Here is a 17,633-nt window from a genome sequence, read left to right as displayed (position 1 = left end):
CATTAAAGTGATTTTTTTGATTAATTAATATTTTCTTTTTTATATAAAATAACTGAAATTTCATTTTTTTTAATAAAAAGATCAACCTACGCCAATCTATCACATTTATGTCAAGAGCAAAAAATCAAGGTTTCAATTAAGAACATTCCGCTTTCTTTCGGTTTTTATATCACTTTTAAAATATTTGAACGGTACTAAAAATAAAAGTACTAAAGGTATTATTGCCTGTCTTCATTTTTATCGTTTTTAGCCGTTTTCACGTCTCCCTCCTAAAATTAATTAACTAAAGTTATAGTAACAATTGATTACTATATACTTTTATTTTAACAAAAGCCCCTAAATAGCAATAAGACTTAAGTGAAATCACTTAGTGGAATAATGAGGAATTAAAAAATAAATTACTTTTCGTTAAAATAATTCAGTGAGTAACTTGTTTACAAAAGAAGCTACCTTACCCCCCATTTTCATGGTGAAAATTCTTTCCAATATGTGATCTCCCTCACTCTTGTTTTCTTTATTTCCTAATAATTTCCGAATAAAACGATTGTTACATTCGTATATTTATGACAATGAGATCACATTAATCATTCTAATGACAACTACTGAGCAATATCCAAGCCAATAGATACAAAAATAAAAGAACGAATGACTAGGTAAGTGAAGTGACAAACTTGTTTTCCTCATGCACCAATGCAACACTTAACAGTCTGGAATATAATTTGAAGGAAAAACATGTTCACTTATCAAGCATCCGTTGAGTTTATTGAGGAAGAAAATATATATGAAATCAATTTTAGCGATTTTCCTGACTTACAGGGTGTTAGCTATTGTAAAGAAGATGTTGAGTTAGAGGCCCAAGAAATTTTACTAGGCTCGTTTGCAGAATATATTGAACTCAGGAAACCAATCCCACTGGCTGCGCCAACAAAAAGTGATGCAACCTTTACTGTTTATTTACCGATAATCTGCTGCTTAAAAATTGCTTTGCATAACGCCATTCTCAACTCCGCAATACAACGTGCCGATCTTGCTCGCAGGTTGAATATCAATGCACAACAAATAGAACGTTTACTGGATATTCATTACGCATCTAAAATTGACCTTTTAGAGCAAGCCTTATACTTATTAGGCGTCGAAGCTTCAATTACTATGACGCAAAAATTGCTTGATAACAGCTAAGTTAGCCACAATTCAAGGTCAATATAATGAAAATATCATGGAAAAAACCAGGATCCCTTTACTGATTTATTCGATATACTAATAAGTGCTAATGTAATAGCAGAGGCTTGAGTTAAATTTAGCTCCTAACATCTCAAACTCTGCAGTTAAAATAATTCTTGTATATTCAGTTCCTTATAAAATAATAGCCCCTATTTCAAACCGCCTCTTTTTAACTGCTCAAAACCTAATCAAATTTTACGTTCCCAACCAAAAGCAACTCTCCCTTCAAATAGCCACTCACTTCTTTACTTCCGCGCTCTAATAGCCTGTCATTTTATCCTGCTATTAAGTCCAAAAAAGTTGAGAGATAACTTTATACTGCCCCTAAACTAACTAATTCCTTACTATGAATTAAATATTAACGTAAAAAGACTAATCAATATTTGATTGGCCTTTAACTATTTTATAATCCCTAGAATAATTTGTTTTAATTTAAAGCCTCAATGAGGTACAATCGATACGTTTTATATGGGGTATATATATGAAAAAAGAAAAACACCTAATCTCAAATATAAAAAACAACGACCAACCATACTGGCCTACATTAAAATTAATGTTAAGCTCATTAATTGTTTTTAATTTTTATTTAAATTTAGTTGATAAAAGAAAATATTCATTGCTTATTAATGTTTTTGACCTAACATTAATTCCTATGTTTGTATTTATAGTCGCATTTATAACAAAAAACACAACATGGAAAGAATTACTATCTCACCTTCTTCCAGCTTTTATCATTTATTTTACGTTTCAAACAATCGATATGCTCCCACTTTACTTTACTGGTGAGTTAACGTTAAAAGCATTCTTACTTTCCCCTCAGTACGGAGTTTGGTTCTTTTTAGCAACACCTATATGGCAAGCTGTTTTTTTATTATTACCAGAGAGCTTTAAATCAAACAAATTCAAGTTATCAATAATTTTAGCGATATCCCTATTAATATCCTATATAACAAAGAGTTATCTCATGACCCTCTCTGGGTTTTTCTCGGTTTTTTTATATTTTCCTTTTTTTGTCACAGCTTATTTTATTAATAATGAAAATATATCTTCGTTAAGAAAGGCGCCTATTATATCTATTTTCACCATAACTATCTTAACTGTTTTGTTCCTTAATTATCGAGATGTTTTTTTTGGATCCATATTTAACACAATTACCCCTCACTTATTAGCCGACTCCTTTTTTATCTATATTTTCAATTTCACAGTAAGTCTAATATTAGGGTTGGGTATTATTTACTTTGCATTATCAACTCGTAGATATGAAAAAATATCAAATAATGCCTTAGGTGTTTATTTAATTCACCCTATTATCTGCTTTGTTATATTACAAATTTTAAATCATTTAGGCATAGAGCTTAACTTCACTCTCATGGTGATATCAACTTTAGTCACAATTATTCTCGCACTTTTATTAGCGTCAAATTCAATTATTCATTGGTTTATTGAACCAGTATTTCGCTCTAATAAATTGAAATAATAAATTCATGAAGGATGTAATGACATCCTCTTAAATGTCAAATATATTATTGGCATAGATAATGTGAACAGAACCTTTACAAAACTTGTAACCCATTTAATATTCATTTGATAGTATCCCATTGAATTCATCACAATGGAGTGTTTTATGCGCAAATATATTGCACCTTTAGCGGTAATCTCAATCACACTATCTACGTTCGCTATGGCCAACTCTATACAAACCTCATCAGAATCTGTACAGGTAAAAGATGGTGTTATTAGTGCCCCTGAAGTCACTATTAAGTTAAACGGAACACAATCAGACAAAGGGCCACAGGGAAAGATTATCGTAGAAGCTGATTCTATCGAAATTGTCGATGGGGAACTGCGAGCAAAGGGCGCTAAATTATATGAACAGAATAAGGAAATAGAATAAGTAACTTATTGCCTGGGCAACGACAGCTCAGGCAATAAAAAACCCACTAGAGTATCTTTTTATTCCAACTTCGTATTCTTCTTTATACTCATTCCTTGTTGCAACACATAGCCACTTATCTGTGGATTTGCCATTTTCACTTCTATGTGCCCTTATTTATTCTAGAATTTCCCTTGCCTCTATCAGCTATGCAAGAAAGGGGCGATTAGAGAAGTATTGAGATGGTTCTGCGATATGCATTCTTAGTACCAGATTACTTAGCGAACATGCTAAACAAATTGATGCAGTATTTAATGGTCACGTCCCAAATAGTACGGATAAGTAACTCAACTAACACATAACTCTTTGAAAACCTGGTGGGTTGTATGGGGATCGAACCCACGACCGAGTGATTAAGAGTCACCTACTCTGCCAACTGAGCTAACAACCCGATACAAATTATTTAACGCCTAACAATTGCTACAGTCAATATGATTCTGCTATTTTTATTACCTAAGTTAATTTTAAGTTATTAATGTAAATTTTAAGAAAAATATCGTTTGAATAAACATCACTTCGTTTCTAACAAGATAACTTTTCCTTACTCTAATTGAGATTTGTGTCACAATATTTCACGCAAACATAACCACAAAATTAAAAAAAAGACTGTGGCTAATTATCACAAACCATTACGGACATCTTTAGTATGGAAGAAAATGCGAATTCACTATCAACACAACCCAATACTGATCGTAATCAGCTAAAACGTAGCCTTAGTAACCGCCATATACAACTTATTGCGATTGGTGGCGCAATCGGCACTGGCTTATTTATGGGTTCTGGCAAAACCATTTCACTCGCAGGCCCATCGATTATCTTTGTATATATGATAATTGGCTTTGTGCTATTTTTCGTGATGCGCGCAATGGGTGAACTGCTACTTTCTAATCTGAACTACAAATCATTCAGTGATTTTTCTTCTGACCTTATCGGCCCATGGGCAGGCTTTTTTGTCGGTTGGACATACTGGTTCTGCTGGGTTATCACCGGTATTGCCGATATCATTGCCATTACAGCCTATGTGAGCTTTTGGTTCCCTGATTTTCCTGAATGGGTAACCTCGTTTATCTGCGTTGTCACTCTATTAACGCTTAACCTCGTTTCTGTTAGGCTTTTTGGTGAGCTCGAATTTTGGTTCGCCATGATAAAAATTGTTGCCATTGTGGCTCTCATTGCTGTAGGCGGCACATTAATCGCCATGAATTTCCAATCCCCTACTGGCCATACTGCATCTTTAAGTAACATTTGGAGCGATGGAGGAATGTTCCCGATGGGGATCAGTGGTTTCTTTGCTGGCTTCCAAATTGCTATTTTTGCGTTTGTGGGAATTGAATTGGTGGGTACGGCAGCAGCAGAAACACGCGATCCAGAAAAATCGTTGCCAAAAGCTATCAACGCGATCCCTATCCGGATTATTGCATTTTATGTCTTATCTTTAATAGTCATCATGGCTGTCACTCCTTGGCGAACCATATTGGCCGATAAAAGCCCATTTGTAGAAATGTTTGTCTTGATAAGCCTACCGGCAGCGGCAAGTATTGTTAACTTTGTGGTGCTAACTTCTGCGGCATCTTCTGCAAATAGTGGTGTGTTTTCCACCAGCAGAATGCTATTTGGGCTTTCAAAAGAAGGTGATGCACCAACACAATTCAGCCAATTATCGAAAAAAGCAGTACCTGCTACTGGGTTAATTTTTACCTGTATCTGCCTCAGTTTTGGTATTGTCCTAATCTATTTTATTCCTGATATCATGCATGCATTCACGCTAGTCACCACCGTGTCTGCTATTCTCTTTATGTTTATTTGGAGCATGATTTTATATAGCTACTTAAATTTCCGTAAAAAACGCCCTGAAATGCACAAAGCATCTCATTACAAAATGCCTGCTGGAATTGTGATGTCATGGTTTAGCCTCGCCTTTTTCGCTTTTATGGTCGTGTTATTGGCGTTTCAGCACGACACAAGACAAGCCTTAATTGCAACTCCCGTCTGGTTTATTTTACTATTTATTGGTTATCAATTCGCCAAGCGTAGAAAAAACCATTAATGACTCCGCGTAAAAAGGCCGAATAACAATGCTGTTACTCGGCCTTTAAAATTTTATAAACCCACTAGGTTAACTAGCTTTATATTCGGCCTCAGCTTCATCAAAACGAGCTTGAGCGGCTGCACTTGGTGCTTTAGTCATTAAACTCACAACAACAATAGCGATGGTTGCTAATAAGAAACCGGGGATGATTTCGTACAAGTCAAACCATTTGTATTTCATCCAAACTAGCACTGTCACCGCGCCAACTAGCATTCCTGCAAGTGCCCCCGTACGGGTCATGCGTTTCCACATTACAGAAATTAAAACAACAGGGCCAAATGCTGCACCGAAACCCGCCCACGCATTACTTACTAAGGCCAAAACTTTGTTATTTGGATCACGCGCAATATAAATGGCAATTGCAGCAACCAACAACACCATAAAGCGCCCTACCCACACTAACTCTTTTTGGCTTGCACTCTTACGGATAAAGGGCTTGTATAAATCTTCCGTTAACGCACTTGCACAAACTAATAATTGACAACTTAACGTACTCATTACTGCGGCTAATATGGCTGATAATAAAATGCCAGCGACCCATGGATTAAACAAAATACCTGTTAACTCCATGAATATGCGCTCATTATTTTGCATGACCGCTCCCGCTAAAGCCGGATTATTTTCAAAATAAGCGATTCCAAAAAAACCAACCGCAATCGTTCCACCTAGGCATAACACCATCCATGTCATACTAATACGTCGAGCAGAACGAATAGTACGAGCAGAGTCCGCAGCCATAAAACGCGCTAAAATGTGAGGTTGCCCAAAATAGCCTAATCCCCAACCTAATAATGACAGAATTGCGATGATATTCATGTCTTTAAACATATCAAGATATTCGGGGTTTTTAGCTTTAACCACTTCAATAGAGGTATCTATTCCCCCTAAAGAAAGGATCACAACAATAGGTGTTAGGATCAATGCGAAGATCATTAATGAAGCTTGCACTGTATCAGTCCAACTCACCGCTAAAAAGCCACCTAAAAAAGTATAAGCAATAGTCGCGAGTGCCCCTAACCACATTGCCTTTTCATAACTCATGTTAAATGTGCTTTCAAATAATAAGCCACCTGCGACCACACCTGACGCACAATAAATCGTAAAGAAAACTAGAATAACAACAGCAGAAATAATACGTAAAATCTTACTATTATCTTCAAAACGGCTCGTAAAATAATCAGGCAATGTTAGTGCATTATTATTTTTTTCTGTTTGGACACGTAAACGCCCTGCGACAAATAACCAGTTAAGGTATGCCCCGAGACTCAAACCGATAGCAATCCAACTTTCAGAAATCCCGGCTAAAAAAATCGCACCCGGTAACCCCATGAGCAACCAACCGCTCATATCCGAGGCTCCAGCGGACAATGCGGTTACGACGCTACCTAAACTTCGCCCACCTAAAATGTAATCGTCAAAGTTTTTCGTTGAGCGATAGGCCATATAGCCAATTAATAACATGCCAGTAATATATACGACGAACATAATGATCATCGGAGTGCTTACAGTCATCCTGTTTTCTCCATTGAGTAGCTTTAAAATTGTGAGTTATCTTTATAAGTTTCCGCTGATAACTTGTAATTTCATGGTGTTGCACTTTATTGCACATATTTAATTTATCTACGCGAACACCAAAATAGGTTGTGATTATTTGTGTTGCACTAATTTAACATCTTAGCTATCCCATCCTAGACAGACTCGTATTAAATTAACAAGAAATTAACTATTTTTTATTGCATAAATAGAATCCATATCACAAATGTTAAAATTTAAACTTAAATTAACAATCGAGCGTTTAACTACACCCCTGAAACAAAATAAGCATAAACACATGTAAAATATGATAAATTAATAAATATCAATTTAATTAAAAATAATAAAACTTAAAAAACTCGATATGTTTCACATTTCCTTCAGAAACCACACGTAACAATGTTGCACAAAGTTGCAACATTAAGATAATGTGGTGTAACTTTTTGATTAAAATGACTCGTGACCTAGAGGAATTAAGATGAGTAGCACTACAACTATGGGTGTGAGACTTGATGAAGCAACTCGGGAACGCATTAAAAATGCCGCTCAGCGTCTTGACCGCACATCACACTGGCTTATCAAACAAGCTATTTATAATTACCTAGAACAACTCGATAATGGCCAAGCCTTTCCAGAGCTCGCACCAGGTATCGATGTAAAAGAAAATCAAACTTCTGATGAAGACACCACCGTTGAATCTAACTATCAACCATTCTTAGATTTCGCAGAGCACATTTTACCACAATCTGTAAAACGCTCTGCAATTACTTCTGCCTATCGAATTCCTGAAACACAAGCTGTCCCAATGTTATTGCAACAAGCACAACTCCCGACAGAACAAGCTGAAGCCGCTCATAAATTAGCGTATTCAATCGCTGAAAAACTACGTAATCAAAAAAATGGCATCGGCCGTTCAGGCTTAGTTCAAGGGCTACTCCAAGAATTTTCACTTTCATCTCAAGAAGGTGTCGCACTAATGTGTCTCGCAGAGGCCTTATTGCGCATTCCTGATAAGGCAACGCGAGATGCACTTATCCGTGACAAAATTAGCAATGGGAATTGGCAATCACACCTTGGCCAAAGCAGCTCAATGTTTGTCAATGCCGCAACTTGGGGATTGCTGTTTACGGGCAAATTAGTTTCTACACATAATGAAGCAAAGCTATCAACCTCACTTAATCGCATCATTAGTAAAAGTGGTGAGCCCCTCGTGCGCAAAGGCGTTGATATGGCGATGCGCCTTATGGGAGAGCAATTCGTCACTGGCGAAACAATCTCCCAAGCACTCGCTAACGCACGCAAACTCGAAGATAAAGGCTTCCGATATTCTTACGATATGCTAGGGGAAGCCGCATTAACGGAAAAAGATGCGCAAGATTACATGGTGTCTTACCAGCAGGCTATCCATGCTATTGGCAAAGCATCAAATGGCCGCGGTATTTATGAAGGCCCGGGGATTTCAATCAAGTTATCTGCATTGCATCCACGTTATAGCCGTGCACAATACTCTCGCGTGATGGAAGAGCTTTACCCACGCCTGTTATCCCTTGTATTACAAGCACATCAATACGATGTAGGGATTAACATTGACGCAGAAGAAGCCGACCGCTTAGAAATCTCTTTAGATTTGCTAGAAAAACTCTGCTTCGAACCACAGCTTGCGGGTTGGAATGGGATAGGCTTTGTTATCCAAGCCTACCAAAAACGCTGCCCATTTGTGATTGATTCAATTATAAATTTAGCTGAACGAAGCCAACGCCGCTTAATGATCCGCTTGGTAAAAGGTGCTTATTGGGACAGTGAAATCAAGCGCGCTCAAATGGATGGGCTAGAAGGTTACCCAGTTTATACGCGTAAAGTGTATACTGACGTATCTTATATTGCCTGCGCACGAAAACTCTTGTCGGTTCCCAATTTAATTTACCCGCAATTTGCAACACACAACGCACACACCCTCTCTGCCATCTACCAAATTGCAGGTAAAAACTACTACCCTGGCCAGTACGAGTTCCAATGTCTACATGGAATGGGTGAGCCACTTTATGAGCAAGTTGTTGGTAAAGTTGCCGATGGCAAACTAAACCGCCCTTGTCGTATTTATGCACCTGTTGGTACACACGAAACTTTATTAGCCTATTTGGTGCGTCGATTATTAGAAAATGGCGCAAATACTTCATTTGTAAACCGTATCGCTGATGCTACTATTCCTCTCGATGAATTAGTTGTCGACCCAGTTAAAGATGTTTTAGAACTGTCTAAAACTGAAGGGCAAATTGGCTTACCACACCCAAAAATTCCATTACCACGTGATCTGTACGGCCAAGAACGTGTGAATTCAATGGGGCTTGACCTATCAAACGAACATCGATTGGCTTCGTTATCAAGTGCCCTTCTGAGCGCGGCTATGCAGCAAAAAACCGCAGAACCACTGTTAGGGGGTGATTTCCAAGCTTCGCAAACGTTACCTGAAGCTACACCAATTATTAACCCTGCCTGCCACAAAGATATTGTCGGCTACGTTCGTGAAACTACAGAGCAAGAAGCTGAGCACGCATTAAATACCGCTAACGATGCAGGTACTATCTGGTTCGCAACCCCGCCTTCTGAGCGAGCGGCTATCTTATTACGAGCGGCTGATCTCATGGAACAGCAGCTACAACCGCTGTTAGATATTTTAGTGCGTGAGGCGGGTAAAACTTACAACAATGCGATTGCAGAGGTTAGGGAAGCGGTAGATTTTCTTAACTACTATGCAACCCAAGTCAAAAATGATTTTGATAATAACACTCACCGTCCTTTAGGGCCTGTGGTCTGTATTAGTCCATGGAACTTCCCGTTAGCAATATTTTCAGGCCAAATTGCGGCGGCTCTCGCAGCAGGTAACACCGTACTCGCGAAACCCGCTGAACAAACACCATTAATCGGCGCTATCGCGGTATCTATTTTGCATCAAGCGGGTATTCCACGCGATGTACTGCAATTTTTACCAGGTAAAGGAGAAACCATTGGCGCCCAACTCGTTGGCGACGCTCGTGTTCGCGGGGTCATGTTTACAGGGTCAACAGAAGTCGCAGGGTTACTTCAACGTAATATTGCTGGGCGCTTAGATGCACAAGGCCGGCCTACCCCGCTGATTGCAGAAACAGGCGGATTAAATGCCATGATCGTTGATTCGTCCGCGCTAACAGAACAGGTTGTTACTGATGTTGTGGCGTCTGCGTTTGATAGTGCGGGCCAGCGTTGTTCAGCCCTGCGTATTTTATGTATCCAAGAAGATGTCGCAGATAGAACTATTCGCATGTTAAAAGGCGCAATGGAAGAGTGCCGTATGGGGAACCCAGAGCATTTATCGACCGATATTGGCCCTGTGATTGACCGTGAAGCAAAAGAGAATATCGATCAACATATTCAAAAAATGCGCAGTAAAGGGAAATCAGTCTTCCAAGCTGCATTTGAGAATCATGATGATCAGCAAGAGCAACAAGAAGGAACCTATGTTAAGCCGACATTAATAGAACTTGATGATGTTAGTGAGCTGAAAAAAGAGATCTTTGGCCCTGTTCTCCACGTTGTACGTTTTAAACGAGATGAGCTAGAAGCACTTGTTGAACAAATTAATGCTGCCGGTTATGGACTGACACTGGGTGTTCACACTCGTATCGATGAAACTATCAACCAAGTCGTTTCAAAAGCGAAAGTTGGCAATCTTTACGTAAACCGCAATATGGTTGGTGCCGTTGTTGGCGTACAACCTTTTGGTGGTGAAGGTTTATCTGGAACTGGCCCTAAAGCAGGTGGGCCATTATACCTCTATCGTTTATTAAGCGAACGCCCAGATAACGCAGTTTCAAATACCCTAGAACGACAAGATAGCCATTTCCCCATGGATGCCAGTGCTAGAACTGTTTTACTTGAGCCATTTGAAGCACTGACACAATGGTCTGAAAAACAAAACTCGATTATTTCGCCTTCAGCGATTGAACTATTTACACGCCATAGTCAAACAGGAACCACCCGAGTGTTACCGGGCCCTACAGGTGAAAGAAACACCTACACTTTGCGCCCACGTGGATTGATTTTATGCCTTAGTGACAATGAACAAGATGGTTTAACCCAGCTAACCGCGGTACTTTCTGCGGGTTGTCAGGTGTTATGGCCAGATAGCGAACTCCATCAGAAGCTGTTTAAATCACTGCCTGAAAAAGTGAGAAAAACCATATCACTAACTAAAAACTGGATAGAAGCTAAAGAACCAATCGAAGGGGTTATTTATCATGGTGACAGCGATCAACTAAAAGAGGTTTGCGCGGTGGTTGCACAACGTAAAGGGCCAATTATTTCAGTACAAGGCTTTGAACGTGGTGAAACTAACTTGCTGACTGAACGCTTACTCCATGAACGTTCACTGAGCGTCAATACCGCTGCAGCAGGCGGTAATGCTAGCTTAATGACAATTGGATAATAAACAAAAGGCCTGACCTCGTTATCTACGATGGTCAGGCCATACATCACAATCGATTTGTTTAAAAATACACTTATCTAAGCGCTAAAAACATAAAAGGTGCCCATAAGGACACCATTACTTAAAAATAACAATGAAAATAGCGACGCTTATTTTCAATATGTTATTCTAATTATTGCGTTTTTCTGATTCCCAGAATAAATACTGCTCATATTTACGTAATGCAATATTGTAATTACTGAACGCAGAATCTGTCATTTTCTCACTTAATTCATCTTGAACTTTACTCGCAGTAAATTCTTTCATAGAAAAATTAGATGAGGATAACAGCTCATCTAAACGGCGTAAGCGAACAACATATTCACGAACTGTGCTATGGCTCATCTCAGTCTGTAAGAATAAATACTGTTTAAATGACATAATATCAAAATAATCAGTATTACTATTGCAATAAATTTCACTACAAAAACGACAAAGTGCAGTAAATTTACCTTGTAGCTCCCCCCAAGTGCCCTCATCAACCAATTCAGTCATATCAGCGATAGCTTCTTTATTTAAGATGTCATCGTTGAAAACTAAAGAGATGCGATCAAGAGTCTTGTGACAATGTGCACAATGAGTTTGGCTGTGTTTAAAATCTTTGATGTAACGACTCAGAGGCCGTTTCTTTACAATAGAAGCAGACATAATGGTAAAGCCCTGTGTGTAAGTCTAAATATAAAAGTGTAACCAGATAAATCAGGCTACATACATTGTATGCCCATAGCATTAATATAATATCTGCTATGTTGCATCGCGATATAGCTAAGCCATATCATATATTCTTACTTTACCTTTGGAGAACTAATCACCCTATAAATGTATAGTAAGAAAAGTTATTGCCCTTTATTAAACGCATTCTAACCCGTCTTTCGCTCTTTGGCGAATTTCTATGATAAGTCAATTTTGGTACGAATTTGGGTTAGCGTCAACAAAATTAACTGAGTTGTCGTTAACTCTGTACACCTATCATTAACTATTACTTAAGCGCTATTGATATGTTAGTTCGCTTAAAAACAAAGACTTTACCTGATAATTTCATCTGCGTACAAAGAAAATTTGATTTAAAAATCAAACTTATACTAATACAAAGGTTTTATTCTTAAATTTGTGAAGTAGCTCACCTTTCACATCTATAATTGCATCTTAAATGAACAGCTATTAATTCTGTAAATATTTCATAGTGAAAACGCATCATTCGACCGTAAACATTTTGTTACAAATAAACGTTTTTGTAATGGATTTAATTTAATATAAGAAAATGTTATATCGATATTAAAAGAACTTATATAGGTAGCTTGCTTAAGTAATTTCACGCATTAAATATAATTCTACCGTGATAGTTGAAACATAATTATTGCCAAAAAATATGTTTATTAAATTAAGAAACCGTAACTCCACTTGTCCTCATTCTACAAGCTAGCCTTTAACTGTCTTCTCTCTAACCTCGATTACATTATCCAGTAATCACTCTAAATATAGGTAGAGTCGTCAAGACTGCATCATAACCACATGATAAAAAAGGTTTTAATATAAAGAAATGAAATTATGTAATGAAAACATCTAAAAATAAAACATGATAGCCCTATTAAATTGAAATTTAATCGATTAGCTAAAATATTATTTTAGGATTTGTCACGTTTGATATTAAAAACATCTCTTATATACTCAATTCGCTATATAAATAATTTTAATAAGGTTGATTATGAAAAAGTTGATTTTAGCTTGTGGTATGGGGTTATTGGCACTGACGATCACTGCTTGTTCAGAAGAAGAGAAAAAAGGCGAAGTTGCTGGTGCAACTGAAACTTGTAATGCTTACTTTGCTGAAGTTGATAGCTTAATTGCTAAAGCTTCGGAAAATCCGCAAGCAAAAACGCAGTTAGATGCAATGAAAGGCCAGTTGGAAGAAGGTAAAAAACAAGTTGCTGCACTACCTAAAGATCAGCAAGATAAAGCTTGCCAACAAGGTATTGATGCAATGAAACAGATGAAAACTGCTTTAGGCCTGCAATAAGCCCTATTCTTTTTATTCTGTAAAATCAAAAAGAGCCATTGTCATTATGGCTCTTTTTATTTTTTGAATATTAATGAGTTACAGTAAATAATAAATAACCCACACTAGATACCTAACAAAACAGATAAGAGGTTATTGAACCTCCCCCCCTTTAACGCTATTTTATAACCAAGTTCCAAAACGTTTGATATAAAATTGCTTCATCAACTGAGCGACAACACAATAGCTTACTAATGTGAGCGCTAACCATGGGAAATATTCTATTGGTAACGGTTGTAATCCTATCATTTCACCAAATGAAGAAAATGGAATATATAGCCCAAGAGCCATAATTAACCCCGTTGTTAGCATAACAGGTAGTGCGGCAGTACTTTGTATAAACGGTATTTTTTGTGTTCTTAACATATGAACAACTAGCGTCTGTGAAAGTAACCCTTCAACAAACCAACCCGATTGGAACAACGCTTCATGAGCAACACTATTTGCTTGGAACACGTACCACATTAGTGCGAAAGTCGTAATATCAAAGATAGATGATGTTGGCCCAATCCAAATCATAAAACGGCCGATATTCTTTGCATCCCACTTGCGGGGGCGTTTTAAAAACTCTTTGTCCATTTTATCCCATGGCAATGCAAGCTGGGAAATATCATACAGCAAGTTTTGAACGAGCAAATGAATAGCTAGCATCGGTAGGAAGGGAATAAATGCACTCGCAATTAATACAGAAAATACGTTACCGAAGTTAGAGCTCGCGGTCATATTTAAGTATTTAATAATATTACCGAATGTCTCTCGTCCTTTAATCACCCCCTGCTCTAATACCATCAAATCTTTTTCAAGTAAGATAATATCCGCAGACTCCTTAGCAATATCCGTCCCTGTATCAACTGAAATTCCCACATCAGCATCACGTAACGCAGGCGCATCATTGATCCCATCACCAAGAAAACCAACCGTATGTCCATTAGCTTGTAACCGTTTTAAAATACGGGACTTTTGCAAGGGTGTTAATTTACAAAAAACGGAAACCTGTTCAACTTTTTGGCTCAACTCTTCGTCTGTCAGCTCTTCAACCTCTAAGCCGGTCATGATTTCACTGATATTTAAACCAACATCATGACAAATTTTTTCAGTAATAATCGCATTATCCCCCGTCAACACCTTAACCGTCACACCGTTTTCACGTAGTGCAGCAATAGCTGAAATTGCACTTTCTTTTGCGGGGTCAAGAAAAGTTAAAATGCCTTGCAATTCTAACTGATGCTCTGCTTGAGCCGAAAGCGGTAAGCTGGCTTCCGCTTTATTCAAATAACGAGTAGCGAGTAACAATACACGAAATCCCTGTCTGTTATAGTCACTCACTAGCTCGGTAATTTTTGTTCTTGCTTGGTCATCCAGTAAATGAAGTTCACCATCTTGTTGGTAACTTTGGCAAACAGCTAACATTTCCTCAGCCGCTCCCTTACAAATAAGTAGGGCTTCACCCTCCGGTGTTCTCACAGTTACTGACAATTTGCGTCGAATAAAATCAAAGGGTAATTCATCAATTTTTTGAAATCCTTTTAGCTGCTCAACTTCACTGTTACCTCTACCACGGCGAATAATTGCCTGATCCATCATGTTTTTAGCGCCACTTTGATGGAAGCTATTTAGCCAAGCCAGTTGCAAGATTTTACTATTTCTCAGCCCATTACTGTCTAAATAATGTTCTAAAATAATACGATCTTGCGTTAAAGTTCCCGTTTTATCCGTACACAGCACATCCATTGCACCAAAGTTTTGTATCGCATTTAATCTTTTGACAATCACCTTGTGTTTTGACATGGCGATTGCCCCTTTGGCTAAGTTTGAGCTTACAATCATCGGTAACATTTCGGGCGTTAACCCCACAGCAACAGCCAGTGAGAATAATGTCGCTTCGAACCAATCTCCTTTAGTAAACCCATTGATAAGTAAGACAATTGGTACCATGACCAACATAAAACGGATCAATAACCAACTGACACTATTCACACCACGATCAAACGATGTTTGTGCACGGCTTCCCACAATCGATTTGGCCAGTGAGCCTAAATAGGTTTTTCCGCCTGTTGCGACTACAATTCCACGGGCTGTACCACTGGTAACATTAGTTCCCATTAAGCAGATATTTGAAATTTCTAACAACTCATTTTCTGTTGGCGATACAGGTTCTAAACTTTTAGCTGAAACATCACCCAATGTGTCATATTTTTCAACTGGTATGGACTCCCCCGTTAGAATCGCTTGGCTAATAAATAAATCTCTTGATTCGACTAACTTTAAATCAGCAGGAACCATATCCCCTGCGGATAACAACACTATATCCCCAGGTACTAAGCATTTAATCGGTACCTCTTTTCGAACTGAGCGCCCCGTTTTATTGTCGCGACGAAATACAGTCGCTGTCGTACGAACTAAAGATTTCAAGGCTTCTGCCGCTTTATTGGTACGATACTCTTGCCAAAAACGTAAAAATCCACTCAGTAAAACCATCGTGACGATAATAATCACCCCGGTTAAATCTGTTTCTTCACCTTGACGTTTGGGAATAACATAATCCGTAAAAAAGCTCACAATGGCTAATATAATCAGTACGAATATGAATGGATTTTTAAAGGAAGAGATCAATTGTTTCCATGCTGGAGGGGCTTTTTCATGAGCAACTTCATTTTCGCCTTCAGTCACTAAGCGATCCATCGCCTCATTCTCTGGTAAGCCTAATAAATTTGTTTGATATTCGTTGAGCACTTGCTCAATATTTTTACTCGCTTGTTCGCCAACAATAAATTTTTGGCGAACAGCTGCTTTGACGCTTTTGCGCGGTTCTCTTATTTCAGTCATAACGTTGTCTCGAATACAACACTCGTGATTTTTACGCTATCCAACTGAAATAAAATTATTATCAGTAGGATAGCTCCAATTTACATCTCCATGACGGAGGGTGGTCGTCCATTTCAGCTCCTATAGTGTGTTAATTTAAAGTCATCAGGCCGGTAGCTCTGATGCCACTTTCCAATTGATAGCACTAACACTTTGCTCAAGGCTTATTCTGCATACCAATGCTTCAATTTCTTTCTGTTCGGCAGGTGTCGCAAGAAACTCAGCACACACTTCCAGCTGTTCAGGTTTCAATGTGTCTGCGCTGCTTAACGATCGCAATCGAATATGCAATCCGTTAATTGCTTGTAAAATAAGTGTTCTTACTAAGATTTCATCCGTTTGATGGCACATGACACGAATTTTATAACGTTGTTCGACATCGAGCGCTTGCTGTTGAGGTTGTTTATTAATTCGTGAAGCCGCTTCTCTTAACAAAATATTGGCGCATAAAATTAATAATGTCGCCATCAATGCCAAAGAGTATTGCCCTAATCCACATAAAACACCGATCCCTGCAGAACACCAAAGCGTCGCCGCAGTGTTTAACCCTCGGATATTCATGCCTTCACGCATAATCACACCCGCCCCAAGGAAGCCAATTCCAGACACCACTTGAGCAGCAATACGCCCGGGGCTATCTGGCGATGTCGTTACAGAACTTAAAATAAATACCGCCGCTCCAGTTGCAACCAGTGCATTCGTTCTCAATCCCGCCATTCGTTGACGCCATTGGCGCTCAGCACCAATTAATGCACCAAAACACATAGCAGACAGTAAATTTAAAATATCAGGGGAAAAAAGCATGATAATCCCTCCAAAAATAACTTGGATAATGATTTATATGCTTAATAAAAAGCATATAGCCATATTTTGAGTAAAATAATTACTCAAAAACCATTAGCTATTGCCAGGAGGAAATAGAGAATAAATATAGACCAACATAATACACACTCAATACAGCTATAATACGCTATCTAGTGAAATACAATTATAAGGGAGTAGTATGATGAGGAAACATCAGACACCGCCCGCCGTTGTGGCAAGCAGTGAAAAGAAAAGACGATTACTGGCTTGCCATTAAATTAAGTTTTTATTCCAACTCTGACTGTCCAAGTAATAATCTCCTAAATAAAAGATGGAAGGAGTATAAGTGGGGAAAATTATTAAGTAAAGGACAAAGTGCCCATTAAATTGAACTTATCTTTCAATTGGCGTAACAAAAATCCCTTCATCGCCTTCTTTTTCATTAAAGAACCAAATACCTTCAGGGTAATCAGGTAATGCAATTAAATACATTACCCCTTCATTGAAGGGTTCAATAAGTAAAATAGTTCCTTCTCGACGCTCTTCTCCGTCTGTTTTTACATAAACACGGTCATTAATATTCATAACATTCTTTTCCAACAAAATATATTAACCATAAATGTAACGCATA

At 38.2% G+C, this 17,633-nt stretch carries 11 protein-coding genes and 1 tRNA gene; 6 read left to right on the top strand and 6 right to left on the bottom strand.

Annotated features, from left to right (window positions below):
* The first annotated feature begins 732 nt into the window (after positions 1–732).
* From M0M83_RS07950 to M0M83_RS07940, 3 genes are all read left to right on the top strand, one after another.
* Positions 733–1,179 (top strand): hypothetical protein, encoded by a 447-nt coding sequence (locus tag M0M83_RS07950; protein ID WP_125890790.1) that lies wholly within the window; start codon positions 733–735, stop codon positions 1,177–1,179.
* A 523-nt stretch (positions 1,180–1,702) separates the two neighbouring features.
* Entirely contained in the window at positions 1,703–2,698 is a 996-nt protein-coding gene (locus M0M83_RS07945; RefSeq protein ID WP_248468150.1) for an acetyltransferase, read from the top strand.
* A gap of 147 nt (positions 2,699–2,845) precedes the next feature.
* Positions 2,846–3,115 (top strand): hypothetical protein, encoded by a 270-nt coding sequence (locus M0M83_RS07940; protein ID WP_248468148.1) that lies wholly within the window; start codon positions 2,846–2,848, stop codon positions 3,113–3,115.
* 354 nt (positions 3,116–3,469) lie between these two features.
* Here M0M83_RS07940 and M0M83_RS07935 read toward each other — a convergent pair.
* Positions 3,470–3,545: transfer RNA gene (locus M0M83_RS07935), tRNA-Lys, on the bottom strand.
* A gap of 255 nt (positions 3,546–3,800) precedes the next feature.
* On the opposite strand from M0M83_RS07935, the gene cycA reads away from it, so the two are divergent.
* The gene (gene cycA / locus M0M83_RS07930; RefSeq protein ID WP_248468146.1) at positions 3,801–5,201 is read left to right on the top strand and encodes a D-serine/D-alanine/glycine transporter; all 1,401 of its coding nucleotides are present in this window, start codon (positions 3,801–3,803) and stop codon (positions 5,199–5,201) included.
* A 69-nt stretch (positions 5,202–5,270) separates the two neighbouring features.
* On the opposite strand, the gene putP is transcribed toward cycA, so the two are convergent.
* The gene (gene putP, locus M0M83_RS07925; RefSeq protein ID WP_125890786.1) at positions 5,271–6,755 is read right to left on the bottom strand and encodes a sodium/proline symporter PutP; all 1,485 of its coding nucleotides are present in this window, start codon (positions 6,753–6,755) and stop codon (positions 5,271–5,273) included.
* Positions 6,756–7,254: 499 nt separating this feature from the next.
* Between putP and putA the strand changes: the two genes are divergently transcribed.
* On the top strand, positions 7,255–11,238 hold the full coding sequence (gene putA, locus M0M83_RS07920) for a trifunctional transcriptional regulator/proline dehydrogenase/L-glutamate gamma-semialdehyde dehydrogenase (RefSeq protein ID WP_248468144.1): 3,984 nt from the start codon (positions 7,255–7,257) through the stop codon (positions 11,236–11,238).
* Between the two features lie 168 nt (positions 11,239–11,406).
* On the opposite strand, the gene fliZ is transcribed toward putA, so the two are convergent.
* Positions 11,407–11,925, bottom strand: coding sequence for a flagella biosynthesis regulatory protein FliZ (fliZ, locus tag M0M83_RS07915; RefSeq protein ID WP_248468142.1), 519 nt, complete (start codon positions 11,923–11,925; stop codon positions 11,407–11,409).
* A 1,057-nt stretch (positions 11,926–12,982) separates the two neighbouring features.
* Between fliZ and M0M83_RS07910 the strand changes: the two genes are divergently transcribed.
* Positions 12,983–13,294, top strand: coding sequence for a DUF5339 domain-containing protein (locus tag M0M83_RS07910; protein WP_125890783.1), 312 nt, complete (start codon positions 12,983–12,985; stop codon positions 13,292–13,294).
* Positions 13,295–13,456: 162 nt separating this feature from the next.
* Here M0M83_RS07910 and mgtA read toward each other — a convergent pair whose 3' ends face one another.
* The 3 genes from mgtA to dsrB form a co-directional block, all read right to left on the bottom strand.
* Positions 13,457–16,159: a magnesium-translocating P-type ATPase gene (gene mgtA / locus M0M83_RS07905; protein WP_248468140.1), complete on the bottom strand. Its 2,703-nt coding sequence runs from the start codon at positions 16,157–16,159 to the stop codon at positions 13,457–13,459.
* 144 nt (positions 16,160–16,303) lie between these two features.
* The gene (locus M0M83_RS07900) at positions 16,304–17,002 is read right to left on the bottom strand and encodes an MgtC family protein (protein WP_042847948.1); all 699 of its coding nucleotides are present in this window, start codon (positions 17,000–17,002) and stop codon (positions 16,304–16,306) included.
* Positions 17,003–17,395: 393 nt separating this feature from the next.
* Positions 17,396–17,587: a protein DsrB gene (dsrB, locus tag M0M83_RS07895; protein ID WP_004255792.1), complete on the bottom strand. Its 192-nt coding sequence runs from the start codon at positions 17,585–17,587 to the stop codon at positions 17,396–17,398.
* Positions 17,588–17,633 lie beyond the last annotated feature (46 nt).

The organism is Providencia rettgeri (genome assembly GCF_023205015.1).
GTDB lineage: Bacteria > Pseudomonadota > Gammaproteobacteria > Enterobacterales > Enterobacteriaceae > Providencia > Providencia rettgeri_E.
Note: the sequence above shows the minus strand (reverse complement) of the source record. Positions and strands in the feature narration are given on the sequence as shown.